This window comes from Streptomyces sp. NPDC056169 (assembly GCF_042268445.1).
Taxonomy (GTDB): domain Bacteria; phylum Actinomycetota; class Actinomycetes; order Streptomycetales; family Streptomycetaceae; genus Streptomyces.
Genome location: NZ_JBHJUO010000001.1, coordinates 520,714 through 542,425 on the forward strand (window position 1 = coordinate 520,714; position 21,712 = coordinate 542,425).

Genomic DNA, 21,712 nt, shown 5'->3' on the forward strand with positions numbered 1-21,712 from the left:
GCCGGCATGTGTACGGACTGCACGGACGACACCCGTGACCCCTGGCTCCCGGACCGGCTCCTGAGAACGGAGCGGGACCTGTTGATGCCGCTGCTGCGCCGTACGCCCCCGGAGGCGTACGAACTGCGCACCGCCTGCCCCGGCTGGACGGCCCGGCAGGTCGTCGCCCACTGCGGGGCGGCCCTCGTCCGGATCGTCGAGGGCCGCCTGGAAGAGGGCGTGTTCCTGCCGGAGGCCAACGCCTGCGACGTCGCCGAACGCGAGGACTGGCCGCTCGGGCGGATCCTCGACGAACTCGAACGCGGTCTGACGGAGGCGGGCCCGGTCATCGCCGAGCGCGAGGACGGCCGCCTCGACGCGGTCGCGCTCGGCGAGTGGGTCCACGCCGGGGACGTGCGGGAGGCCTTCGGCGAACCGGGGGCGTACTGCGGGGAGAGCCTGGACCTGGCCCTCCCGCTCCTCTCGGTCACGAGCCGCAAACGGGAGACGCCCCGCCTGGTGGGCGTCCTGGACGGCCGGGAGGACCACCCGGTGGCCCTCGGCAACGAGGTCGAGGGCCGCGACCCGGCCCGCTTCCACGGCGACGCGGCGACCCTGATCCGCATCTACTCGGGCCGCCCGCTGGTCCGCACCCGCTACGAACTGACAGGCGCCACAGAACACGAACTACTCATCTACCGCTGAGGGGCGCGGGGCCGGCGAGGCGGGAGGGGCGCCCGCCCCGCTCCCATGCGTTCCCTCGCCCGAAGGGACCTCCATGCCCGGCACGCTCGACCGACTCCTCCGCGCCGAAGCCCACGCGCGCCCCGACGCCACCGCCGTGGCGTACGACAGCGACACGCTCACCTTCCGCGAGCTGGCGGAAGGCGCCACCGTCCTCGCCGCCTACCTCCGCACCCTCGGCGCCGGCCCGGACGCCCGCATCGGCGTCCACGTGGACCCATCACTCGAACTGGTGATCGGTGCCTGGGGTGTCGTCTGCTCCGGCGCCGCCTACGTCCCGCTCTCCCCGGAGTACCCCGAAGAGCGTCTCCGCTACATGATCGAGGACAGCGGCGCCGGCATCGTCTTCACGCAGGAACGCTTCAGCACCCGCGTCGCGGAACTCGCCCCGCCCGGCACCACCGTCGTCACCCTCAAGGACGCCGTCCAGCACGCCTGGCGCACGGCGGGCGAGGAACCGCCGGCGTACGACATCCGCGACACCGACCTCGCGTACGTCATCTACACCTCCGGCTCCACCGGCAGACCCAAGGGCGTCATGATCGAGCACCGCTCGATCGTCGCCCAGATGCGCTGGATGGCGGCCGAGCACCGACTGGGACCGCAGCACACCGTCTTACAGAAGACGCCCATGAGTTTCGACGCCGCCCAGTGGGAGATCCTCGCCCCCGCCGTCGGCGCCCGCGTCGCCGTCGGCCCGCCCGGCGTCTACCGCGACCCCGAGGCCCTGATCGACACCGTCCGCGCGCACGGCGCGACGATGCTCCAGGGCGTGCCGACCCTCCTCCAGGCCCTGGTCGACACCGAACGCCTCGGCACCTGCACCACCCTCCGCCGGGTGTACTCGGGCGGCGAGATCCTCTCCCGGAACCTGGCGGCCCAGCTCCTCGCCGAACTCCCGGACGCCGAGCTGATCAACCTCTACGGCCCCACCGAGTGCACCATCAACGCCTCCTCGCACACGGTGGCACGCGAGACCCTCTCCGAAGGCCCGTCCGCGATCCCCATCGGGAGACCGGCGCACGACACGACCTTCCACATACGCGACGGCGAGCTGTGCATCGGCGGGGTCCAGGTGGCGCGGGGGTACCTGGACCGACCGGAGCTCACCGCCGAACGCTTCATCACCACCGACACCGGCGAACGCCTCTACCGCACCGGCGACCTGGCCCACTGGAACGACGACGGCACCGTCCAGTTCGCGGGCCGCGCCGACAACCAGATCAAGCTGCGCGGCTTCCGCGTCGAGCTGGACGAGATCGCCCTCGCCATCGAGAACCACGACTGGGTCAAGAACGCGGCGGTCATCGTCAAGAACGAGCCCCGCACCGGCTTCCAGAACCTCGTCGCCTGCGTCGAGCTCTCCCCGAAGGAAGCGGCCCTGATGGACCAGGGCAACCACGGCGCCCACCACCAGTCCAAGGAGTCCAAGCTCCAGGTCAAGGCCCAGCTCTCCAACGCCGGCGCCCGCGACGACGCCGACCTGGCCGGCCGCCCGGCCGTCGCCCTCCCGGGCCGCACCCCGACCGCCCGCATGCGCCGCACGGTCTTCGCCCGCAAGACGTACCGCTTCTACGAGGGCGGCGAGGTCACCCGCGCCGACGTCCTGGCGGCCCTGGCCCGCCGCCCGGAGGGCATCGGCTCCCGCACGGTCGGCAGCCTCACCCTGGCCGACCTGGGGGAAATCCTCCGCTGGTTCGGCCAGTTCACGAGCGAGGAACGGCTCCTCCCGAAGTACGGCTACGCCTCGCCGGGCGCGCTGTACGCCACGCAGCTGTACGTGGAGGCGCGGGGGATCGCGGGCCTGGCACCGGGTACGTACTACTACCACCCGGTACGCCACCACCTGTACCTGACGGAACCGCTCACGGCCACCGGCGGCCCGACCGGCGCCCCCGCCCTCCGCCTGACCTTCCAGGGCAAGCGCTCCGCCATCGAGCCGGTCTACAAGAACAACATCCAGGAGGTCCTGGAGATCGAGACGGGCCACATGGTGGGCCTCTTCGAGGAGATCCTCCCGGGCTACGGCCTCGACATACGCCCCGCCGAGGACGGCGGCTTCGAGGTGGTCCCGTACGACGCGGAGGCGCCCGGGACGGAGCCGGAGGTGGACGTCTACGTCCAGGCCCACCCGAACGGCATCACGGACCTTCCGCAAGCCCAATACGCCTACACCAACGGCGAGTTGACGCCCATTTCTTCCTCCCTCATCGAGAAGAAGCACGTGATCGCCATCAACCAGGCGGTCTACGAGCGGGCCGCGCTCGGCATCACGGTGATCAGCCGCACGCAGGACACCCGGCGCGCCTACGTCGACCTCGGCCGCGCCCTCCAGCGACTCCAACTGGGCGACCACGGCCTGGGGTTCATGTCCTCCGGCTACAGCTCGAAGTCGGGCCACCCGCTCCCGGCGGCCCGCCGCACGGACGAGATCCTCACGGCGGCGAACCTCCCGACCGGCCCCTCGTACTTCTTCGTCGGGGGCAGGGTCAGCGAGGAGCAGCGGCTCAGCGAGGGCATGTACGAGGACACGGTCCACATGAAGGGCCCGGCGGAGATGATCCGCGACGACCTCGTCCACCACCTGCCCGACTACATGATCCCGAACCGGGTCGTCGTCCTCGACCGGCTGCCCCTGTCCGCGAACGGCAAGGTCGACACGAAGGCGCTCGGCGACCTGGCCGTGGTCAACGCCGGCCTGCACGGCCGCCCGCACGTCCTGCCGAGGACGCGCACGGAGGGCAGGCTCGCGGAGATCTGGGCGGCGGCGCTCAAGTACGAGGAGGTCGAGACGGTCTCCGTCCTGGACGACTTCTTCGAGTCGGGCGGCAACTCGCTGATAGCGGTGGCCCTCATCACGAAGATCAACCGCACCTTCGGCGCCCGGCTCCCCCTCCAGATTCTCTTCGAGTCGCCGACGATCGAGAAGCTCGCCCACCGGGTGGACGGCGCCGCCGCGACCCCCGCCTCCCGGCTCGTACGGCTGCACGCGGCCGGCGCGCGGTCCCCGGTGTACTGCTGGCCGGGCCTCGGCGGCTACACGATGAACCTGCGGCACCTGGCCGAGGAGATCGGCATCGACCGCCCGTTCTACGGGGTGCAGGCCTACGGCATCAACCGGGGCGAGGAGCCGTACGCCACGATCCGCGAGATGGCGGCGGCCGACGTCGCCGCGATCCGCCGCCGCCAGCCCACGGGCCCGTACACCCTCTGGGGCTACTCCTTCGGGGCCCGGGTCGCCTTCGAGTCCGCGCACCTCCTGGAGGCGGCGGGCGAACAGGTGGAGAACCTCTTCCTCGTCGCCCCCGGCTCACCGAAGGTCCGCTCCTCGGAGACGGGCGGGGCGTCGTACGGGAACCCGGCGTTCGTGACGATCCTCTACTCGGTCTTCGCGGGCGAGATCGACCCGACGGTCGAGGCGAAGGACCGCACGTCCTTCGTCGCCCTGGTCGCGGACCGCTTCCCGTCCCTGGACCCGGACCTGATCGCCCGCATCGTCGCGATCGTCGAGGAGACCTTCGAGTTCACGTACACCTTCAAGGAACTCACGGAACGCCAAGTGCGCTGCCCCGTCACCCTCTTCAAGGCGGAAGGCGACGACTACTCCTTCCTGGAGAACACCGAGGGCTGGTCGACCCGCCCCCCGACGGTGGTGGAACTCGACGCGGACCACTACAGCCTCCTGCGCCAGCCCGACCTGAAGGAACTCGTCAAGAAGATCCGCTACCGACTGGGGGAGTAGCGGCGCGTCCCGCAGCCGGTGCCGGGGGCGATCGGGTGGGGCCGGAGGGGATCCAAGGGGTCGGTGTTCATGGGGGCCATCATTCCTCTCCCTCTCCTCCGGAATCCTCGTATCGGGCGGCCATCGCGGCGGCGCGCAGGCGCAGGGCGGTGCGCAGCGACCGCGGGGCCAGGGCTTCCGCGGCCGTGCCGAGCTGCCACAGCGCCCATTCGGCGTGCCACGCGTCCTGGAACGTCACCTTCAGCAATATGCGGCCGTCCGCGTCGGGTTCCTCCGCGCGGACGGCCAGTGCGGTGTCCAGCAGGTCCTCCCGCCGTCCCGGGTTCACGCGCACCAGCACGGTGAGGTGGTTGTCGGAGAGGAACCGCGCGGCGCGCTCGCGCCAGATCCGGTCCAGGTCGACCCGGTTCGGCCGCTCCGCCGGTTCGGGGAGCTCCTCGGCGGCCAGCACCCGCGACAGCCGGTAGGTGCGGTCCTCACCGGATCTCGTGGCCAGCAGATAGCCCCGGTCCCGGACGGTGACCAGGCCGATCGGGTCCACCGTGCGCCACTCCGGTGTCCGGTCCGCGGCCGCCGCGTAGTGGATGCGCAGCTTGTGCCCGGCGAGTACGGCGCGCCGCACCACGACCATCGTGGTGCCCGCCACCTCCTCCTGGACCAGCCGGCGGGAGAGCAGGTCGGTCTCCGGTTCGACGAGGAACCGCTGGGCCGCGTCGCTCGCGGAGGCCCGGTGGCTTTCGGGCAGCGCGTCGACCACCTTCCGCCGGGCCGAGGCGAGCGCCGGGCCGAGGCCGAACAGCCGCTCGTCGCGCCCCGATCCGGCGGCCAGCAGGGCGAGCGCCTCGTCGTGGTTCAGCCCGGTGAGCTCGGTCCGGAACCCGGGCAGCAACGCGAATCCGCCGTGCCGGCCGCGCTCGGCGTAGACCGGGACGCCGGCCGCGGACAGCGCTTCGATGTCACGGAGCACGGTGCGGGTGGACACCTCCAGCTCACGGGCCAGCGTGTCCGCCGTCAGCCGACCGCGCTGCCGGAGCAGCAGCACCAGGGAAACCAGCCGGTCGGCGCGCATGCGGGAACCCTAACGAAATACATGACAGAGGGTGTCGTGATGCGCTGCGAGGTTCGTCCCACGACGTCGAAGCCGACGGTCGACCGATGAATCGAATGGAGCTGACGTGGCGATGGAACGCACGGCGATCAACCCGGTGACGTGGTCGGAAGCGCTGGGGTTCAACCAGGGGGAGCTCGTCTCCGGGCACACCCGGACCCTGTACGTCTCGGGGCAGACCGCGACGGGCGACGACGGCAAGCCCCGGCACGACGGAGACATGGCGGCGCAGTTGGCGCTGAGCGTCGACAACGTGGAGGCCGTGCTCGCCGAGGCGGGCATGTCTCTCGCGAACCTGGTCCGGCTCAACGTCTACACGACCGACGTCGACCAGCTCTTCCCGCACTACGGCGTGCTGGCGGCGCGGTTGGGCGCCGCGGGGGTGGCGCCGACCTCGACGATGCTCGGGGTGACGCGCCTGGCGATCCCCGGCCTGCTGGTCGAACTGGAGGGAATCGCGGTCGCGTGACGTGAGGTGACGGGACTCCTGGGGTTCCCAGGAGTCCCAGGGAGCCTCAACCCCCTCAGTGGGAGCCTCAACCCCCTCAGTCCAGGCAGAAGATGTTTCCCTCGGGGTCGGTCATCACGATGATCCCCTCGTTCACGTCGTCGGAGTCGAGCAGGTACTCCCGCTTCGCGCCCAGCTTCTCCAGCTTGGCGCACTCCACCTCCAGCACGGCCATCCGCGCGTCCCCGGTCAGACCGGGTGCCGAGCGCACATCCAGGTGGAGGCGGTTCTTCGCGGCGGTCCTTCCCTCCGGGACCGTCTGGAAGTAGAGCCGCGGCCCCTTGCCGTCCGGGTCCGTGATCGCCGCCCAGGTGTTGGGGTGGTCGCCCTGGGGAAGCTGCGGGGGGTTGTACCCCAGCGCCTCGGCCCAGAACGTCGCCTGCGCGCGAGGATCGGCGCAGTCGTAAGTCACCTGGATTTCCTTGGCCATTCCGTCTCCCGAACCCCTCGAAACCTGTGCACGTCCTCGCCCCGGTCGGCTCCCGGAACGCGCGGACATCCTCGCACCGCGCCCCGCGATCCGCCCACCGATTTCGGCGTGCGCGAGGCCGGAGCGCCGTCGCTCGTTCGGGGCCGGTCGCCGTGCGGGGCGGGGGCGCGGCTGTTCTGCTGGTCGGGACCCCGTCCCGCGCACGTAACAGGAGCAGCATCATGGCCGTCATCGTCACCGTCGAGATCCCCGGCGGCACCCAGGCGCAGTACGAGGAGACCACGAGGCTGCTCTCCGCCGAGGAGTGGTTCCCGCCGAACGGGTTCATCGCCCACGCGGCCGGGCCGGACGGGTCCGGTGGCTGGCGGGTCGTCGACTTCTGGGACTCGGAGGAGGACTTCCTCGCGTTCGTGGAGCGGGCCCGGCCGATCTTCGAAGGGAGCGGCGTCCGGACGATGCTGCCGAAGGTGCAGGAGGCCGTGAACGTCATCCTGAAGTAGCGGATCTCCCGGGAGGGGGAGCCTCACGTGAGGGCGGGTCTCCCGAAAATCCTTTGCGGGGCGGGGGCCGTGAGCCTCAGGCTTCGGTCCCATGACCAGTCATCCTGCCCGTCCTGTCGCGGACCTGTTCTCCGCCGACGGGCGCCTCAAGGCGATCCCGCGCAAGCCCGCCCGCCGCGAGGCGCTTCTCGCGCACCTCGCCGAGACCCTCTTCGACGCGGACCGGTCCTACCGTGAGTCCGAGGTCAACGAGGCCCTGCTCACCGTGCACGAGGACTTCTCGGCCCTGCGCCGCTACCTCGTGATCGGCGGTTTCCTCGCCCGTACGAAGGACGGCGCGGACTACCGCCGACAGCAGCGGCCCGGCTCCCCCGAAGGCGCGATCCCCGCCGCCGCGTGACGGCCGCGGTGGTGGCCGGCCTGCTGGCCGGCTACGGCATCGCGATCCCGGTCGGCGCCGTCGGCGCCCACCTGGTGGCGGTCGCGGCGCGTTCCCCCTGGCGTACGGGGGCGGGCGCGGCGCTCGGCATCGCCGCCGCGGACGGGCTGTACGCCGTGCTCGCGGTCCTCGGGGGCGCGGCCCTCGTCCCCCTGCTCACTCCCGTGGCGTCCCCGCTGCGCTGGGCGTCGGCCGTGGTCCTCGTGATCCTGGCGGCCCACTCCACCGTGACGGCCGTCCGCGCGTACCGTGCGGGCCCGAAGACCGTCGAGGCCCCGCCGCCGCCGGCGCCGCGCCGCGCGTTCTTCACCTTCCTGGGGATCACGGTCCTCAACCCCATGACGGTGGTCTACTTCACGGCCCTCGTCCTCGGCGGGCAGACGACGACGGGCGCGACGGAAGCGACGGCCTTCGTCCTCGCCGCCTTCGCGGCCTCGGCGAGCTGGCAACTCCTCCTCGCCACCGGCGGCACCCTCCTCGGCCACCTCGTCACGGGCCCCCGGGGCCGCCTGACGACGGCCCTCGCCTCGGGACTGCTGATCGCGGCGCTGGCGGTGGGCCTGGTGATGTGAGCGGGCTCAGACGTCGGGCAGCAGCCGGATCATGTCGATGCCCGGGCGCACCTTGGCGATGGCGGTGAAGTCGTCGTCCACGTGCAGCAGGGTCAGGTGGTGCTGCTCGGCGGTGAGCGCGATGAGGATGTCCATCGGAGAAGGGCCGCGATGGTGTCCGATGCGCAGGAGGTCGCGCTGCACCGCCACGACCTTCGGCCATGGGTCCTCCGGCGCGGGGACCCGGGCGAAGGTCTGACTCAGCCTGGTGGTGAACGGCTCGTGGTCGCGGTCGGCGCGCAGGCTCCGCATCAACTCCGCTTCCACCGGCGGGCAGAGGGAGACCTGGCCGTGTGCCACGCGGCTGGGCCAGGGCTCGCCGATCTGCCGGCGCAGGAGCCGCCACACGGCGGACGTGTCGGCGAGGTAGTTCACCGGCCGGACCGCTCCTGCTCTTCGAGGAAGTCGAAGTCGAGGAAGTCCTCGGCGTTGTCCTGGAGCCAGCGGAGGGCCCGGGCGCGATCGTCGGCGCTGATCGCCGCCGCTATGGTCAGCGCGCGGTTGATGGTGTCCCGTTTGGTCTTGGTGCCGAGCTGCTGCTGCGCGAAGGCGAGCATGTCGTCGTCGATGTCGACCAGGGTCTTGGACACGAGAGCCTCCTGCGGGTCGTATATCTCGACACAGGGAGTATGTATCGCAGCCGTTCCTGCGTCCCGGGTTCCGCGTCGGGGTCATCCCAGGACGTCTCAGCGGCCGGAACCGGCTTGCCCTCGGGCGGGATCAGCAGCGAAGCTCCTGCGCTGATCGTCTGAATTTCGGGGGGAATCATGACAGGGCGGGTACTCGGCACGGGGCTGCGACAGCGGCATCTGGCCATGATCGCGTTGGGCGGGGCCATCGGGGCCGGGCTCTTCGTCGGGTCGGGGTTCGGCATCGCGGCCGCCGGGCCAGGAATCCTCGTCTCGTACGGGATCGCCGGCGTCCTGACGGTGCTGGTGATGCGCATGCTGGGGGAGATGTCGGCGGCCCGTCCGGTCACCGGCTCCTTCGCCGAGCACGCGCGGTCGGCGTTCGGGCCGTGGGCCGGGCTCCTCGCGGGGTGGATGTACTGGGCGCTGCTCGTCGTGAGCGTCGCCGCCGAGGCCGTCGGCGCGGCGCACATCGTCGAGGGCTGGGTGCCGGCCGTGCCCGGCTGGGTGTGGGTGGCCGCCTTCATGAGCGTGTTCACCGTCAGCAACCTCGCCGGCGTCCGGAACTTCGGCGAGCTGGAGTTCTGGTTCGCCGGCCTCAAGATCGCCGCGATCTGCGGTTTCCTCGTCCTCGGCGCCGTGGTCCTCGCGGGCCTGCTCCCGGGCACGCCCTCGCCCGGGGCCGCGCATCTCACCGGCGACGGCGGCTTCCTGCCGCACGGCTGGCACGGCGTCGCCGTCGGCATGGTCGCCGCCGTCTTCGCCTTCGGCGGCCTGGAGACCGTGACCATCGCCGCGGCCGAGTGCGACGACCCGGTCCGCGCGGTCCGCACCGGCGTACGGACCGTCATGTGGCGGGTCGCGGTCTGCTACCTCGGCTCGATGGCCGTGATCGTCGCCCTCGTCCCGTGGAACGACCCCGCCGTGGCCGACGGCCCGTACGCCGCCGTCATGGCCCGCATCGGCGTCCCGGGCGCCGCCGACCTCATGAAGGCGGTCGTCCTCGTCGCGCTCCTGTCCGCGATGAACGCCAACATCTACGGCTCCTCGCGCATGCTGTACGCCCTCGTCGGCCGCGGCGACGCACCCCGCGCGCTCGGCCGGCTGCGTACCGGAGTCCCTTACGCGGCCGTCCTCGCCTCCGCCGCCTTCGGCTTCGTCTCGGTCGTCCTCAGCCTGCTCTGGCCGCGCACGGTCTTCCCGTTCCTGCTCAACTCCATCGGCGCCGCGATCCTCGTCGTCTGGGCGCTGATCGCCGCTTCCCACCTGCGCCTGCGCGGCCCGTCCGTACGGGCCGTGGCCGCCCTCGCGGGGATCGGCGGCGTGCTGCTCTTCATGCTGGGCGACGCGGCGAGCCGGACCCAGATCCTGACCACGGGCGCGTGGGCGGCGGCCCTGCTGGTGGGGGCCGGGGTCAGGAGCCTCAGGCGGTCGCGTACCGGGCCAGGAACAGATCCACTCCCGAGCTGATCACCCTTGTCAGCTCGGCGTCCTCGATCGCCGCGTCGGGCGAGAAGGTCCGCACGAGCTGCGGCACGCCCACCGTCACCGCGACGAGCTGCTGCACGGCGAGCTTCGGGTCGGGCGCGTCGAGGGTGCCGCGCGCGTTCAGCTCGGTGAAGGCCTCGACGAGCGGGCCGTTGTTCATGTCGTAGCTGACCCGGTACCAGAGCTGGCCGAGCTGCGGGAAACGGTCTATCTCGCCGATCACCAGCCGCCGCAGCGACATGATGTCGGGCCGCAGCAGGATCCGCGCCCAGTCGGTGGTGAGCCGGACGAGCGCGGCCCGCAGATCGGGGGCGTCGGCGATGGTGGAGTTGGCCGGCTCCAGATCGGCGTACGTCTTCGGCAGGACGCCGCCGATGACGGCGAGGAACAGGCGCTCCTTGCTGCCGAAGTGCTTGTAGATCGTCGCCTTGGAGACGCCGGAGCCGCGGGTGATGGCGTCCATGGAGGCCGCGGAGTACCCCTCGGCGAGGAACTCGGCGAGCGCGGCGTCGATGATCGCCTGGCGCTTGCGCGAGGCCGCGTCGGCCGGGTCCGGGATGATCGGGATGCCGTACTCGTCGGTGGCGCCCTGGGCGTCCTGTGCCTCGGCTCCCATGGCGGTGTCCTTAGCTGTGGTGGAGGGGGCCGCCAGTATATGAACTGAACGGTTTGGTCTGCAAAGCTCGGCGCCCGTGCGCCCGCACGCCCTACACGAAGAAGCTGTCGTGGCGCTCGCAGAACTCCGTCCGCTCGGCGTCGCTGAGCTCGGCCAGCTGCGCGATCGACTCGAAGTACTCCTCGCGGGGCGCTCCGGGGGCGAACAGCATGAGCATGGAGGCCGGTTCCGGGGCCTCGTTGCGGAAGGCGTGCAGCCCGCCGACGGGCACGTAGAGGTGGTCGCCGGAGGTCGCGGTGACCCACTGCTCGCCGTCGAACACCCGCACGCTGCCGGAGAGGATGAAGAACGCCTCCGACATGGCCTTGTGGAAGTGGGTGCTCGGGCCGCCGGCCTCGGGCCCCATGTCCACGCGGTACAGGCCGTAGTCGCCGTCGGTGGAGGTCTTGGTGGACAGATAGTGGTACGCGGTGCCGCCGGGCCCGGGCCCGGAGACGAAGTCGGGCTCGGTGGCGGCGGGCCGGAAACGGGCGGTGAGCTCGCCCTGCTCGCCGAAGTAGCGGGGGGCGGGGTAGGAGGGGTGGAGGAGGGACATCGGGAGAGCTCCTTGGGATGGGATGGGGTGAGGTGGGGTGGGGTGAGGTGTGAGGTGGGTGAGGTGGGTGGAGTGCCGGTCAGGGACCGGTCAGGGGCCGGTCAGGCGCCGATCAGCTGCCCGTCAGAGCCTCCGCCAGGGCCGGGCCCGTCGCCACTCCGATCAGGAACGCGAGGTTGAACAGCCCGATCGCGGTCCCGTGCCGCGCCTCGGGCAGCCGCCCGGTCGCCGGGCCGGTGAGCAGCCCCTGACCGCCGGCCGTGACGAGTGAGCTGGTCGCCGAACCGACCAGGACCACCGCGGCCCAGGGCGCGAAAGAGGCCAGGGCGGCCGCCGTCACGGACCCGGCCGCGAGCAGCAGCCGCGTCCGGCGCGCGCCCAGGGCGGGGGCGGCGCGGACCAGCTGCCAGGACAGGACGGCGCCCACCAGGGTGGCGACCGAGGCCGCCGCGCCCGTCTCCACGCTGCTCCACCCGGTGAGGGCGGCGACGCGGCGCGGAGCCGCGTACAGCAGGGCGAAGTTGACGGTGGCGAGCGCGAGCATGAGCCCGGCGGCGGCGCGGAAGCCGGGGTCGCGCAGGACGTCGAGGGGGAGAGAAGGGCGTCCGGCTCCGGTCCGCGGCGCCGTGGTGCGGCCCGCGAGGCGCAGCGCCGGTATGAGGGCGAGCAGGCTGAGGAGCGGGAGCGCCAGGGTCGCGCGCCAGCCGAGGGTCCCGGCGACGGCCGCGCCGACGAAGAGCCCCGACGTGCCGCCGACCGCGCTGCCGATCGCGACGAGTCCGGGCGCCCGGCCCGAGCGGTCGCGGCCGGCGATCTGGAAGGCCGCGACGTTGAGGCCGGCCGCGCCCGCCGCCTCCAGGGCCCGCCCGGCGACGGCCAGTGGCAGGTTCGGGGCGACGAGGGCGAGGACCGCGCCCAGGACGAGGAGGGCCGCGCCGGCCCGGACGGTCCCGGCGGGGCCGCGCCGCCCGCCCGCGGCGGACAGCAGGGGCGTACCGACCGCCATGCCGATCCCGTACGCGGTGAGCAGCCAGGCCGCCGTGCCCGGGGAGACGGCGAGTCCGCGGGCGGCCTCGGGCAGGGCCAGGGTCGGCCCGGACACGCCCATCGCGGCGGGCGCGGCGAGCAGGGCGAGGACGAGGCCGCCGTACCGGGCGGGGGCGGGGGCGGAGGCGGAGGGGAGGGCGGTGGCTGTCGGGGGAGAGGCCATTCCCCGAATGAACTACACCATTCAGTTCACTGTCAAGACTAAACCGTTCTGTTGACAGACTGAACCGATCGGTTTAGCTTCTTGCTCGTCGAGATGCGACGCCCACCCCACCTCCTGAAGGAGTCCCCGTGACCACGTCCACGTCCAAGATCCTCGCCATCTCCGGCTCGCTCCGCGCCGACTCGCACAACACGCAACTCCTGCGCGCCGCCCAGAAGTTCAACACCGGCCAGGACATCGAGATCTACGAGGGCCTGCGCGACATCCCGCCGTACGACCAGGACCTCGACACCCCCGAACTGCGCCCCGCCGCCGTGAACGAGCTCCGCCGCCGCGTCCTGGAGGCGGACGGACTGCTCATCGCCACCCCGGAGTTCAACTACTCCATCCCCGGCGTCCTCAAGAACGCGCTCGACTGGCTGAGCACCGACTGGACCCGCACCGAGGGCCTGCCCCTGAACCGCAAGCCCACCGCGATCCTCGGCGCCGCACCCACCAACTTCGGCACCGTCCGCGCACAGCTCGCGCTGCGCCAGGTCTTCGTCTGGACGGACAGCGACGTCGTCGTGAAGCCGGAGATCCACGTGTTCCGCTCGTACGAGCGCTTCGACGCCGAGGGCAACCTCACGGACGAGACCACGATCGAGCTCCTCCAGCTCCTCCTGAGCAACCTCCAGGCGAAGGTCGACGCGGCAGAGGCCACGTCGTGACCACCACCGCGACGTACGTGGGGACGGCGACGGTCCTCCTCCGGATCGGCGACCTCACCGTCCTCACGGACCCGGCCCTCGACCCGGCCCCCGCCGACTACCCGGCGGTCCGCCCGCTGCACCGGACGGCCGGCCCCGCGCTCACCGCCGACCGGCTGCCGCCCGTCGACCTGGTCCTCCTCTCGCACGACCAGCACGCCGACAACCTCGACCGGTCGGGCCGCGAGGTCCTGGGCCGGGCGGCGAAGGTCCTCACCACTCCGGAGGCCGCCGAACGCCTCGGCGGCCGTGCGGAGGGGCTGGTGCCCTGGGAGAGCCGCGAGGTCACGGTCGGCGCGACCACGATCAGGGTCACGGCGACCCCTGCCCGACACGGCCCGGAGGGCACGGAGCAGGCCACGGGGCCGGTCACGGGCTTCGTCATCGAGTACGGGGCCGGGGCCGGGGCCGGTGGAGGGGCCGGTGGCGAAGGGCGCACCCTCTACGTCTCCGGCGACACCGTCCGCCACGAGGCCCTGGCGGAGATCGGCGAGCGCTTCGCGATCGACACCGCCTTCCTCCACCTGGGCGACGCCCACTTCCCGACCACCGGCGACCTGGCCTTCTCGATGAGCGCACACGAAGGCGCCGCCCTGGCCCGCACCCTCGGCGCCCGCACGGTGATCCCGCTCCACTACGACTCCTGGTCCCACCTCGCGGAGGACCCGGCCCGCATCACGGAAGCCTTCGCGACCCCGGACCTGAAGGGCCGTCTCCGCAGGCTCCGCCCCGGCGTGGCCGAGGCGCTCTAGAGGCTAGGGGGTGTCTTGTCGATCAGGCCGGGCTCGCGGCGTCTGGCACCGCGCCTCGCCGCGTTGTCGTCAGTCGCCAACGTCCCCCGTAGCCCTTCGGGCACGGGCGGTGCCCCCACCGCGTTGACTCCCTCCTCCGCCTTGCGATCCACGGCACCAGACGCCGCTCCCTGATCCGACCTGATCGACAAGACACCCCCTAGGGGGCGACCCGCCCCGCGCGATGCGCCGCCGACGTCAACCAGGCGGCGGTGACCAGCACCGCGCCCGCCGCGAGGACGCCCCGGCAGGAGCGGTACGAGAGCACCGACCAGGACGAGCGGGCGGAGAGCAGGGAGCCGGTGCTCGCCCAGGAGCCGACGGAGCCGACCGACAGGGCGGAGCCGACCGAACCGACGGAGAGGAAGGAGCCGACCGAGCCGATGGAGAGCGTCGAGCCGACCGATCCGACGGACAGGAACGAGTCCCGCGACCACAGGGACAGGGACGAGCTGCGCTGAATGGCCATACTCCGAGCATAGGTTCCGGCGGCGACCGATGAGTTTCTCCGCGGTCCTCGGTCATAGTTCACAGTGGGCGCGGCGCCGAGCACCGCACACGTGACACGAGACCGACTCCGAGACACCGAGGAACCGACATGCGCACCCTGATCAGCACCGCCTTCATCTCGCTCGACGGTGTCGTGGAGGGCCCGGGCGGCGAGCCCGGCTACCGGAACTCCGGCTGGACCTTCAAGGACATCGAGTTCCTGCCCGAGGCCTTCGAGATCAAGGGCCGGGAGCAGAAGGAGGCCGCCGCGATCCTGCTGGGCCGGACCAGCTACGAGGCCTTCAGCCCCGTGTGGCCCGACATGGAGGACTTCGCCGACTACAAGGCGATGCCGAAGTACGTCGTCTCCACCACGCTCACCGAGGACGACCTCGTCTCGAACTGGGGCGAGACCACGATCCTGCGCTCCCTCGACGAGGTCGCCGCGCTGAAGGAGACCGAGGGCGGCCCGATCATCGTCCACGGCAGCGCCACCCTGAACCACGCCCTCTCCGACGCCGGCCTGATCGACCGCTACCACCTGCTCGTCTTCCCGCTGCTCCTCGGCGCGGGCAAGCGGCTCTTCAGCACGACCGACAAGGACACCCAGAAGCTGAAGCTCGTCGAGCACGAGGCCTACGCCAACGGTCTGCAGAAGCAGGTCTTCGACGTCGTCCGCTGACCCGTTCACCGTTGTCGCAATCGTCAGGAGGAGAGCACGTGGTCCAGCTGCTGCGAGTACAGAACTTCATGGTGTCGAGCGACGGGTTCGGCGCCGGTGAGGGCCAGAGCCTGGAGAGGCCGTTCGGGCACGCGGATCCGGGGGAGCTGTTCGCCTGGGCCGGTGCCACGGCGAGCTGGCCCATGCGTACCGATCCCGGCGGCAGCCGCGGCATCGACGACTACTTCACGCGCGACTACGCCCGGAACATCGGCGCCGAGATCATGGGCCGCAACAAGTTCAGTCCCCTGCGCGGGCCCTGGCTCGACCACGACTGGCAGGGCTGGTGGGGCGACGAACCGCCTTTCCGTACGCCGGTGTTCGTCATGACCCACCACGCGCGCCCCTCGTTCACGCTCGCCGACACCACCTTCCACTTCGTCGGCGGCGAGCCGGCCGACGTCCTCCGGCAGGCGCGGGAGGCGGCGCGGGGCAAGGACGTCCGGCTCGGCGGCGGGGCCACGACGATCCGCGAGTTCCTCGACGCCGACCTCGTCGACACCCTCCACGTGGCGGTCGCACCGGTGCGGCTCGGTTCCGGGGCACGGCTCTGGGAGTCCCCGGACGAGCTGCTCGACCGGTTCCACCACGAGACCGTCCCGAGCCCGACCGGCGGTGTGACGCACCACCTCTTCTGGCGCCGGTGAGCGGGTAGGCCGTCCTGGGTCCCGGTCCAGCCGTCCTCGGTCCCCCTAGTCCAGCTGGGACACCCGCTTCCTGTTGTCGTCGTCCGTGGACTGCTGGCTGCTGGAGATCAGCAGGATCCCGTCGGGGAGCGCGCCGTTCAGGTGGTCGCCGAAGGCCTTCGTCGCCCGGGTGAGGTCGTCCAGGACCGTGTTGAGCGACGCGGCGATCGCCGCGCCCAGGGCGCCGCTCGCCGCGGCGGTGGCGTGGTCGGCGGAGGCCTTGGCCAGGTGGCCCGCGGTCGTTCCGTAGACCGCGGTGGCGACTTCCCGGAGCCGTCCGGCCGCCCGCTCGTGCTCGGCGTGGTCGACGTGGACGCCCTCGGCGACGGCCCGGCCGGGCCCGGTGACGAGGTCCGTGCCCCAGGACCGTCCCGTCCCCGCGTCGGCCGCCCCGTCGCGCGCCGCGCCGCCGATGCCCGCGGCGAGGTCGGCGGCGACGCCCTGGAGGCCGGCCACGGCCGGGTCCTGCTGGAGCGTCTTCAGCGTGCCGGCGATGCGCTGGTGGCACGTGGCGACGAGCGTCTGCGACACGCTCTGGGCGTTCGCGACGGAGGAGGCGACGACATTCTCGGGCGCGCGGAACGTCAGGGCCCCGGAGACGAGTTGGGCGACCGTGACGGTGGCGCACTCGGACGCGACCTGGACGAGCTCCGCCTTGGTCGCGGCGATGGTCGCGGCGATGTCGGCCACCGCGGCGGCCGACAGCCCCGCCACCGCCACGACGGAGCCGACGTCCTGGTTCATGACCTTGTCCCAGTGCTGCCCCAGGGCGTCCATCGCCTCGCCCCTCCCGGACGAGAGCAGCCGCTGGATGTGCTGGTTCGCGTCCCCCGCGTCGTTCCAGATCGCGTCGCCGTACAGGCGCAGGCTGTCCGAGACCGTGTAGTACGGCGCCTCGTCGGCCTCGGGTTTGGCGAGGTACCCGTTGATCAGGGCTTCGTACAGGTCCGAGCCGAAGTCGGTCATGGCGTGAACTCCCCCTCGTCACGCGCGTGTTGGTGGCACGCGCCCCCACGTGTGCCGTTCACGGTCTCACGCACCCCGTGCCGCCACAAGAACTCCGCGCGGGGTACGAGGGGGGGGTGCGCCTCAGTCGATGTGCACGATCTGGAACGCCTCCGCCATCCGGCCCGGCGGCAGCCCGCCCGCCGTCGCGTGCTCGCCGAGCCAGTCGCGGAGCAGGCCGGCCAGGTCGTCGAAGTGGGCGGTCTGGGAGGTGTGGATGCGCAGCGCCTGGACCTTGCGGTCGAAGACCGGGGTGACGTCCACGTACTGGTTCGGGGTGGGGCCCGTCATCAGCCACAGCTCGTGGACCGTCCACGGCTCCAGGCCCTCCTCCTTCAGGAGCTGCGCGTGCGCGAAGGGGTTGCGGGCCTCGGGGTAGATCGCGCGCAGGCAGGCGTCCCCGACCGCGCGGTGGTCGGGGTGGAGGTCGGCGACGCGCGCCCAGTTGATCTCGGGGGACGGGATGATGGCCCGCTGCGGGCGCACTTCGCGGATGACCCGGCACAGGTCGCGCCGCAGCTCGACGGAGGCCTCGACGAAGCTGTCGGGGTAGCCGAGGAAGCGGACGTCGGCGACGCCGCTGAGCTTCGCCGAGTGGACCTGCTCGGCGCGGCGCAGATCCGCCATCGCCTGCCGGGGGAGCTGTTCGTCGTAACCGCCGGCGCCGCCGTCCGTGACGATGCAGTACGTGACGCGGGTGCCGCGCTCGATCCACTGCATGACGGTGCCGCTGACGCAGAACTCGATGTCGTCCGGATGCGCGGCCACGACCAGCAGGGATGCGGGTGCGCCGCGGCCCCTCTCGAAATCCTCCATGTCCCTCATGGGGCCAGCCTGTTGGGGGTGGCGGGAGCGTCGCAAGGCCAACCCGTGGCGTGAACTGGACATGGCACTTACGCGCCATTCAAAAACTTGGTAGATTCAAATCATTGGGTGCGACCAGTGTGAGATGGACAGTGACTTCGGACGTACGACGTCGGAAGCGCGACTTCGGAATACGGAGGCGACCGCCATGTGCAGGATTCTCGGCACCATCGCCGCGGGAGCGGACCGCCCGGACCCCGCCGAGCTCGCGGCGGTCTCGGCCCGCCAGCGCCACGGCGGCCCCGACGAGCACCACGTGCTCAGCGGGCCCGGCTGGGCGCTCGGCTGCGACCGGCTCGCCGTGACCGACCCGTGCGGCGGGCAGCAGCCCTACCGGCTGCCGCACCTCCCCGGCATCCTCGCCGTGCTCAACGGCGAGATCTACAACCACGCCGAACTGCGCCGCGCGCTCGCCGCCCGCGGCCACCGCTTCCCCGACCGCTGCGACGGCACCGTGCTCCCCGCGCTCTACGCCGAGTACGGCCCCGCCTTCGCCGAGCACCTCGACGGCATGTTCGCCGTCGCGATCCTCGACCTGCGCCCCGGCAGCACCCGACTCGTCCTCGCCGTCGACGACATGGGCATGAAGCCGGTGTACTTCCACCACGACCCGTACGACGGCTCCACCCGCTTCGCCTCCGAGATCCCCGCCCTCCTCGCCTTCGAAGGGGTACGGATCTCCCCGCGCGACGACGCCCTCGACACCGTCCTCGCCACCCGCACGTCCTTCTCCACGCACACCGCCCTCGACGGCGTCAGCGTCCTGCCGCCGGGCGCCACCGCCCTCGTACGCCCGGGAACGGCACCCGTGGTGCGGCGCAGGGGCCCCAGGCCCGCCGCTGCGCCGGGCGACACCCAGGACATCCTGCGCCACGAGGTCCGGCGGCTCGCCCACGCCGAGGTGCCCGTCTGCGCGATCACCAGCGGCGGCCTCGACTCCGGCCTCGTCACGGCGCTCGCCGCCGAGCACGCCCGCGAGACGGACGCCCCGCCGCTGCACACCTTCCACCTCACCTACCGGGGCAAGTGGCCCGGCTCGGAAGCCGCGTTCGCCCGCTCGGTCGCCCGCCGGGCCCGTACGGTCCACCACGAGGTCTCCGTCGACCCCGACGAGCTCACCTCCCTCCTGACCCGCACCGTCCGCCACCTCGGACAGCCCAACGCCGACCCCATCACCGTCTCCACGTACGCGCTCTTCCGCGCCGTCCGCCAGAACGGCTTCACCGTCGCGCTCGCCGGCGACGGCGCCGACGAACTCTTCGGCGGCTACGACCGGATGCGCGCCGCGCTCGCCGCACCCGCCGGGGCGGACTGGGCCGGCGCCTACGCGGACGCCCTCTCGGCCGCGCCGCGCCTGCTCCGCGACCACCTCTACACCGCCAACTACCGCGCCCACATCGCCGATCAGGGGTCGGCGGCCGACCGCATCGAGCAGGAACTGCGCTCGGCGGAGGCCGTCGGCGAGGACCGGCTCACCGCGATGACCGCCTTCGAGACCCGCTGGCGGCTCCCCGCGTACCACCTGCGGCGCGTCGACCACCTCTCGATGGCCTGGGCCGTCGAAGCGCGCATGCCCTTCTGCCAGCCGTCCGTCGTCGCCCACGCCCGGGGGCTGCCGGCGGAGGCGCGCACGGGCAAGCGGGCGCTGTACGAAGCGGGAACCGAGCTCCTCCCCTCCGGGGTCCTCCGGCGCCCCAAACAACCCTTCACGCTCCCGCTCGCGGCGATGCTCGCCCCCGGCAGCCCGCTCCTCGACACCGTCCGCGACCTGCTCTCCCCGGCCCGGCTCGTCCTCGGCGGCAAGGTCCGCGCCGACCGGGTCCAGAAACTCCTCGCCCGCCAGCTCGAACGCCCGTCGCACCACGACGCGCTGGCCCTCTGGAGCCTCGCCGTCCACGAGCTGTGGACGGAGGTCGTCCAGGGCATGCGAATCCCGGTGGGCTGTGCGGCCTGACCCCTCGGGACCTCCACGCCCCGAACCCGCCCGGGCGCGGCGCCGGCGTAGGAGTGTCGTCGGTGCCGGTGCCGGTGCCGGTGCCGGTGCCGGTGCCGGTGCCGTCGGCGCCGTCGTCGTACGGGCCGAGGACGCTCCCGGGCCCACCCTCGTCCTGCGGCTCGACCACCTGCCCGTCGGGGCCCTCGCGCTCGGGAGCGAGTTGGCTCGGCTGCGGCACGCGCTCGCCGGGACGCCGTACGCCGGGCTCAACAAGATCGCGCTGTACGGGCCCGCCGCCACCCCCGGCCTCGACCTCGACTACCGCTTCGTCCAGGCCCTCCCCGGCGGCGCCTTCGACTTCCGGGCCGGCTGCGGGCACTCCCTCCTCGCCTGCGTCGTCGCCGACGGCCGCCCCGGCCCCGTCACCGTCCGCGCCGTGACGACCGGGGACACCGTGCTGTGCGAGCCCGAGCCCGGGCCGCATGGCGCCGACACGTACACGCTCAGTTTCCTCACGGCTCCCACCGCCCCCGGCACCCTCCCCACCGGCCGCCCCGTCGACGTCCTCCGCGGCGTGCCCGTCTCCCTCGTGCGGTACGGCAACCCGTACGTCTTCGTCGACGCCCGCCACCTCCCCCCGGACGACGCCGCCCTCCACGACCGGCTCCTCGCACTGCGCGCCGAGGCCGCCCGCGTCCTCGGGCACCCGCCCCACTCCGCCCTCCCCAAGATCGCCGCCTTCACCGCCGGCCCCGGAGGGCTCTCCGTCCGCGCCCTCACCGTCGGCGGCTGGCACCCCCGCCTCGCGCTCACCGGCGCCGCCGCCCTCGCCGCCGCCGGCGCGCTCGACGGCACCGTCGTCCCCGCCCCCACCGGCCCCGTCCGCACCCCCGGCGGTACGGTGACCGTCTCCGCCGCGCCCGACCGCGTCCGTGTCCACCACAAGCGCGCGAAGGTCCTCGGCAGGCTCGAACTGCCGTGGCGTATCCACGCAACGGCGTGAACGCGCACCCCTCCCGCCGGGCCCCCGCTGTCCTTTCTCTGCCACGCTGAAATGGACCGGCAATCGGTATCCGTGGGGAGAGCAGACGCACATGAAATTCGAGAATCTGCGTGTCGTCGTGACCGGAGCGTCCCGCTATTTCGGTCGCGCGCTCGCCGTCGGATTCGCGCATCTCGGCGCCGAGGTCTACGTCTCGGCGCGGACCGTCGAAGCCGCCGAGCGCACCCGTACCGAAGTCATGGGCTCGGCCCGTGACCGTATCCACGCCTTCGGCTGCGACCTGAGCAAGCCCGCCGAGATCCGGGAGTTCGCCGCCCGCGTCGGCGAACGCACCGACCGCGTCGACCTGTTGGTCAACAACGGCGCCCGCTGGCTCGACGGCATGGACCTGGAGGCGGCCAGCGACCGCGAGATCGTCGAGACGATCGAGTCGACCGCCGGCGGCACCGTCCTCATGGTGAAGCACTTCCTGCCGCTGCTGCGCGGCTCGCTGCGGCCCGACATCGTCAACATGGTCGCCGTCCGCGACGCCGAGGGCGCCTCCGCCGCGACCGCCGGCGCCGCCCACGAGGCCTTCTGGGCGGCGAAGAGCGCCCAGGCCGGTTTCGCCGACATCCTCTCGCGCCGGCTCCGCCCCTCCGGGGTCCGCGTCTTCTCGCTCTTCCCGCCCGACTTCTCCACCTCGGACCCGCGGTTCGCGGAATGGGACGGATCGAATCCGGACGGAATCGCACCCGACGAGAAGCTCACCACCCAGGCCCTTTTCGAATGCATCGTCTATGCCGTCGAGCAGCCGCGTGACTGCTTCATCCGCTCCTTCCACTTCGAACCGCGCTGAGCCCACCGCACCACAGCGTCAAGGAGGTCCC

24 protein-coding genes are annotated in these 21,712 nt (G+C 72.3%); 14 read left to right on the plus strand and 10 right to left on the minus strand.

What is annotated here, in order from left to right:
• The first annotated feature begins 6 nt into the window (after positions 1 to 6).
• Both ACFC0G_RS02325 and ACFC0G_RS02330 read left to right on the plus strand, forming a co-directional pair.
• A complete protein-coding gene (locus ACFC0G_RS02325; protein WP_376395805.1) occupies positions 7 to 684 on the plus strand; it encodes a maleylpyruvate isomerase family mycothiol-dependent enzyme in 678 nt (225 codons plus the stop codon).
• Positions 685 to 757: 73 nt separating this feature from the next.
• Positions 758 to 4,465, plus strand: coding sequence for an amino acid adenylation domain-containing protein (locus tag ACFC0G_RS02330; protein WP_376395808.1), 3,708 nt, complete (start codon positions 758 to 760; stop codon positions 4,463 to 4,465).
• Positions 4,466 to 4,544: 79 nt separating this feature from the next.
• Here the strand turns inward: ACFC0G_RS02330 and ACFC0G_RS02335 are convergent, their stop codons facing one another.
• Positions 4,545 to 5,534: a helix-turn-helix transcriptional regulator gene (locus ACFC0G_RS02335; RefSeq protein ID WP_376395811.1), complete on the minus strand. Its 990-nt coding sequence runs from the start codon at positions 5,532 to 5,534 to the stop codon at positions 4,545 to 4,547.
• Positions 5,535 to 5,646: 112 nt separating this feature from the next.
• Between ACFC0G_RS02335 and ACFC0G_RS02340 the strand changes: the two genes are divergently transcribed.
• On the plus strand, positions 5,647 to 6,042 hold the full coding sequence (locus ACFC0G_RS02340) for a RidA family protein (protein WP_376396156.1): 396 nt from the start codon (positions 5,647 to 5,649) through the stop codon (positions 6,040 to 6,042).
• Between the two features lie 76 nt (positions 6,043 to 6,118).
• Here ACFC0G_RS02340 and ACFC0G_RS02345 read toward each other — a convergent pair whose 3' ends face one another.
• Positions 6,119 to 6,511, minus strand: coding sequence for a VOC family protein (locus tag ACFC0G_RS02345; RefSeq protein WP_376395814.1), 393 nt, complete (start codon positions 6,509 to 6,511; stop codon positions 6,119 to 6,121).
• Between the two features lie 221 nt (positions 6,512 to 6,732).
• On the opposite strand from ACFC0G_RS02345, the gene ACFC0G_RS02350 reads away from it, so the two are divergent.
• The 3 genes from ACFC0G_RS02350 to ACFC0G_RS02360 all read left to right on the plus strand — a co-directional run bounded on the left by ACFC0G_RS02350 (position 6,733) and on the right by ACFC0G_RS02360 (position 8,022).
• Entirely contained in the window at positions 6,733 to 7,011 is a 279-nt protein-coding gene (locus ACFC0G_RS02350; protein WP_376395817.1) for a hypothetical protein, read from the plus strand.
• A gap of 91 nt (positions 7,012 to 7,102) precedes the next feature.
• Complete coding sequence (locus tag ACFC0G_RS02355; RefSeq protein WP_376395820.1) at positions 7,103 to 7,411, plus strand: DUF2087 domain-containing protein; 309 nt, start codon at positions 7,103 to 7,105, stop codon at positions 7,409 to 7,411.
• Positions 7,408 to 8,022: a LysE family transporter gene (locus ACFC0G_RS02360; RefSeq protein WP_376395823.1), complete on the plus strand. Its 615-nt coding sequence runs from the start codon at positions 7,408 to 7,410 to the stop codon at positions 8,020 to 8,022. Before ACFC0G_RS02355 ends, ACFC0G_RS02360 begins: the two co-directional genes overlap by 4 nt.
• 6 nt (positions 8,023 to 8,028) lie before the next feature.
• Here the strand turns inward: ACFC0G_RS02360 and ACFC0G_RS02365 are convergent, their stop codons facing one another.
• Positions 8,029 to 8,436, minus strand: coding sequence for a PIN domain nuclease (locus ACFC0G_RS02365; RefSeq protein WP_376395826.1), 408 nt, complete (start codon positions 8,434 to 8,436; stop codon positions 8,029 to 8,031).
• Positions 8,433 to 8,651 (minus strand): type II toxin-antitoxin system VapB family antitoxin, encoded by a 219-nt coding sequence (locus ACFC0G_RS02370; RefSeq protein WP_125752889.1) that lies wholly within the window; start codon positions 8,649 to 8,651, stop codon positions 8,433 to 8,435. Before ACFC0G_RS02370 ends, ACFC0G_RS02365 begins: the two co-directional genes overlap by 4 nt.
• Before the next feature lie 177 nt (positions 8,652 to 8,828).
• On the opposite strand from ACFC0G_RS02370, the gene ACFC0G_RS02375 reads away from it, so the two are divergent.
• A complete protein-coding gene (locus ACFC0G_RS02375) occupies positions 8,829 to 10,160 on the plus strand; it encodes an amino acid permease (protein ID WP_376395830.1) in 1,332 nt (443 codons plus the stop codon).
• Here ACFC0G_RS02375 and ACFC0G_RS02380 read toward each other — a convergent pair.
• The 3 genes from ACFC0G_RS02380 to ACFC0G_RS02390 all read right to left on the minus strand — a co-directional run bounded on the left by ACFC0G_RS02380 (position 10,114) and on the right by ACFC0G_RS02390 (position 12,599).
• The gene (locus ACFC0G_RS02380; RefSeq protein ID WP_376395833.1) at positions 10,114 to 10,794 is read right to left on the minus strand and encodes a TetR/AcrR family transcriptional regulator; all 681 of its coding nucleotides are present in this window, start codon (positions 10,792 to 10,794) and stop codon (positions 10,114 to 10,116) included. The genes ACFC0G_RS02375 and ACFC0G_RS02380 overlap by 47 nt on opposite strands.
• 91 nt (positions 10,795 to 10,885) lie before the next feature.
• The gene (locus ACFC0G_RS02385; protein ID WP_376395836.1) at positions 10,886 to 11,389 is read right to left on the minus strand and encodes a cupin domain-containing protein; all 504 of its coding nucleotides are present in this window, start codon (positions 11,387 to 11,389) and stop codon (positions 10,886 to 10,888) included.
• A gap of 112 nt (positions 11,390 to 11,501) precedes the next feature.
• Positions 11,502 to 12,599: an MFS transporter gene (locus ACFC0G_RS02390; protein ID WP_376395839.1), complete on the minus strand. Its 1,098-nt coding sequence runs from the start codon at positions 12,597 to 12,599 to the stop codon at positions 11,502 to 11,504.
• Between the two features lie 128 nt (positions 12,600 to 12,727).
• Between ACFC0G_RS02390 and ACFC0G_RS02395 the strand changes: the two genes are divergently transcribed.
• The gene (locus ACFC0G_RS02395; protein WP_376395842.1) at positions 12,728 to 13,309 is read left to right on the plus strand and encodes an NADPH-dependent FMN reductase; all 582 of its coding nucleotides are present in this window, start codon (positions 12,728 to 12,730) and stop codon (positions 13,307 to 13,309) included.
• Positions 13,306 to 14,100, plus strand: coding sequence for an MBL fold metallo-hydrolase (locus tag ACFC0G_RS02400; protein WP_376395845.1), 795 nt, complete (start codon positions 13,306 to 13,308; stop codon positions 14,098 to 14,100). Before ACFC0G_RS02395 ends, ACFC0G_RS02400 begins: the two co-directional genes overlap by 4 nt.
• A gap of 199 nt (positions 14,101 to 14,299) precedes the next feature.
• Here the strand turns inward: ACFC0G_RS02400 and ACFC0G_RS02405 are convergent, their stop codons facing one another.
• Positions 14,300 to 14,608: a hypothetical protein gene (locus tag ACFC0G_RS02405; RefSeq protein ID WP_376395848.1), complete on the minus strand. Its 309-nt coding sequence runs from the start codon at positions 14,606 to 14,608 to the stop codon at positions 14,300 to 14,302.
• A 129-nt stretch (positions 14,609 to 14,737) separates the two neighbouring features.
• Here ACFC0G_RS02405 and ACFC0G_RS02410 point away from each other — a divergent pair, with 129 nt between their 5' ends.
• Together ACFC0G_RS02410 and ACFC0G_RS02415 are read left to right on the plus strand one after the other, a co-directional pair.
• Positions 14,738 to 15,310: a dihydrofolate reductase family protein gene (locus ACFC0G_RS02410; protein ID WP_376395851.1), complete on the plus strand. Its 573-nt coding sequence runs from the start codon at positions 14,738 to 14,740 to the stop codon at positions 15,308 to 15,310.
• A gap of 38 nt (positions 15,311 to 15,348) precedes the next feature.
• Positions 15,349 to 15,996: a dihydrofolate reductase family protein gene (locus ACFC0G_RS02415; protein WP_376395854.1), complete on the plus strand. Its 648-nt coding sequence runs from the start codon at positions 15,349 to 15,351 to the stop codon at positions 15,994 to 15,996.
• Positions 15,997 to 16,041: 45 nt separating this feature from the next.
• Here ACFC0G_RS02415 and ACFC0G_RS02420 read toward each other — a convergent pair whose 3' ends face one another.
• The gene (locus ACFC0G_RS02420; RefSeq protein WP_376395857.1) at positions 16,042 to 17,001 is read right to left on the minus strand and encodes a hypothetical protein; all 960 of its coding nucleotides are present in this window, start codon (positions 16,999 to 17,001) and stop codon (positions 16,042 to 16,044) included.
• 123 nt (positions 17,002 to 17,124) lie between these two features.
• Entirely contained in the window at positions 17,125 to 17,856 is a 732-nt protein-coding gene (locus ACFC0G_RS02425; RefSeq protein WP_376395860.1) for a PIG-L deacetylase family protein, read from the minus strand.
• 196 nt (positions 17,857 to 18,052) lie between these two features.
• On the opposite strand from ACFC0G_RS02425, the gene asnB reads away from it, so the two are divergent.
• The 3 genes from asnB to ACFC0G_RS02440 all read left to right on the plus strand — a co-directional run bounded on the left by asnB (position 18,053) and on the right by ACFC0G_RS02440 (position 21,681).
• Positions 18,053 to 19,858, plus strand: a complete 1,806-nt coding sequence (asnB, locus tag ACFC0G_RS02430; protein ID WP_376395863.1) for an asparagine synthase (glutamine-hydrolyzing) — start codon at positions 18,053 to 18,055, stop codon at positions 19,856 to 19,858.
• Entirely contained in the window at positions 19,848 to 20,843 is a 996-nt protein-coding gene (locus ACFC0G_RS02435) for a hypothetical protein (protein ID WP_376395866.1), read from the plus strand. Before asnB ends, ACFC0G_RS02435 begins: the two co-directional genes overlap by 11 nt.
• A 91-nt stretch (positions 20,844 to 20,934) precedes the next feature.
• Positions 20,935 to 21,681, plus strand: a complete 747-nt coding sequence (locus ACFC0G_RS02440; protein ID WP_024759898.1) for an SDR family oxidoreductase — start codon at positions 20,935 to 20,937, stop codon at positions 21,679 to 21,681.
• Positions 21,682 to 21,712 lie beyond the last annotated feature (31 nt).

Coding starts and splice junctions, on each gene's coding strand:
- ACFC0G_RS02325 (WP_376395805.1), top strand. CDS start 7: ATGTGTACGGACTGCACGGACGACACCCGTGACCCCTGGCTCCCGGAC.
- ACFC0G_RS02330 (WP_376395808.1), top strand. CDS start 758: ATGCCCGGCACGCTCGACCGACTCCTCCGCGCCGAAGCCCACGCGCGC.
- ACFC0G_RS02335 (WP_376395811.1), bottom strand. CDS start 5,534: ATGCGCGCCGACCGGCTGGTTTCCCTGGTGCTGCTGCTCCGGCAGCGC.
- ACFC0G_RS02340 (WP_376396156.1), top strand. CDS start 5,647: ATGGAACGCACGGCGATCAACCCGGTGACGTGGTCGGAAGCGCTGGGG.
- ACFC0G_RS02345 (WP_376395814.1), bottom strand. CDS start 6,511: ATGGCCAAGGAAATCCAGGTGACTTACGACTGCGCCGATCCTCGCGCG.
- ACFC0G_RS02350 (WP_376395817.1), top strand. CDS start 6,733: ATGGCCGTCATCGTCACCGTCGAGATCCCCGGCGGCACCCAGGCGCAG.
- ACFC0G_RS02355 (WP_376395820.1), top strand. CDS start 7,103: ATGACCAGTCATCCTGCCCGTCCTGTCGCGGACCTGTTCTCCGCCGAC.
- ACFC0G_RS02375 (WP_376395830.1), top strand. CDS start 8,829: ATGACAGGGCGGGTACTCGGCACGGGGCTGCGACAGCGGCATCTGGCC.
- ACFC0G_RS02380 (WP_376395833.1), bottom strand. CDS start 10,794: ATGGGAGCCGAGGCACAGGACGCCCAGGGCGCCACCGACGAGTACGGC.
- ACFC0G_RS02385 (WP_376395836.1), bottom strand. CDS start 11,389: ATGTCCCTCCTCCACCCCTCCTACCCCGCCCCCCGCTACTTCGGCGAG.
- ACFC0G_RS02390 (WP_376395839.1), bottom strand. CDS start 12,599: ATGGCCTCTCCCCCGACAGCCACCGCCCTCCCCTCCGCCTCCGCCCCC.
- ACFC0G_RS02405 (WP_376395848.1), bottom strand. CDS start 14,608: ATGGCCATTCAGCGCAGCTCGTCCCTGTCCCTGTGGTCGCGGGACTCG.
- ACFC0G_RS02410 (WP_376395851.1), top strand. CDS start 14,738: ATGCGCACCCTGATCAGCACCGCCTTCATCTCGCTCGACGGTGTCGTG.
- ACFC0G_RS02420 (WP_376395857.1), bottom strand. CDS start 17,001: ATGACCGACTTCGGCTCGGACCTGTACGAAGCCCTGATCAACGGGTAC.
- ACFC0G_RS02425 (WP_376395860.1), bottom strand. CDS start 17,856: ATGGAGGATTTCGAGAGGGGCCGCGGCGCACCCGCATCCCTGCTGGTC.
- asnB (WP_376395863.1), top strand. CDS start 18,053: ATGTGCAGGATTCTCGGCACCATCGCCGCGGGAGCGGACCGCCCGGAC.
- ACFC0G_RS02440 (WP_024759898.1), top strand. CDS start 20,935: ATGAAATTCGAGAATCTGCGTGTCGTCGTGACCGGAGCGTCCCGCTAT.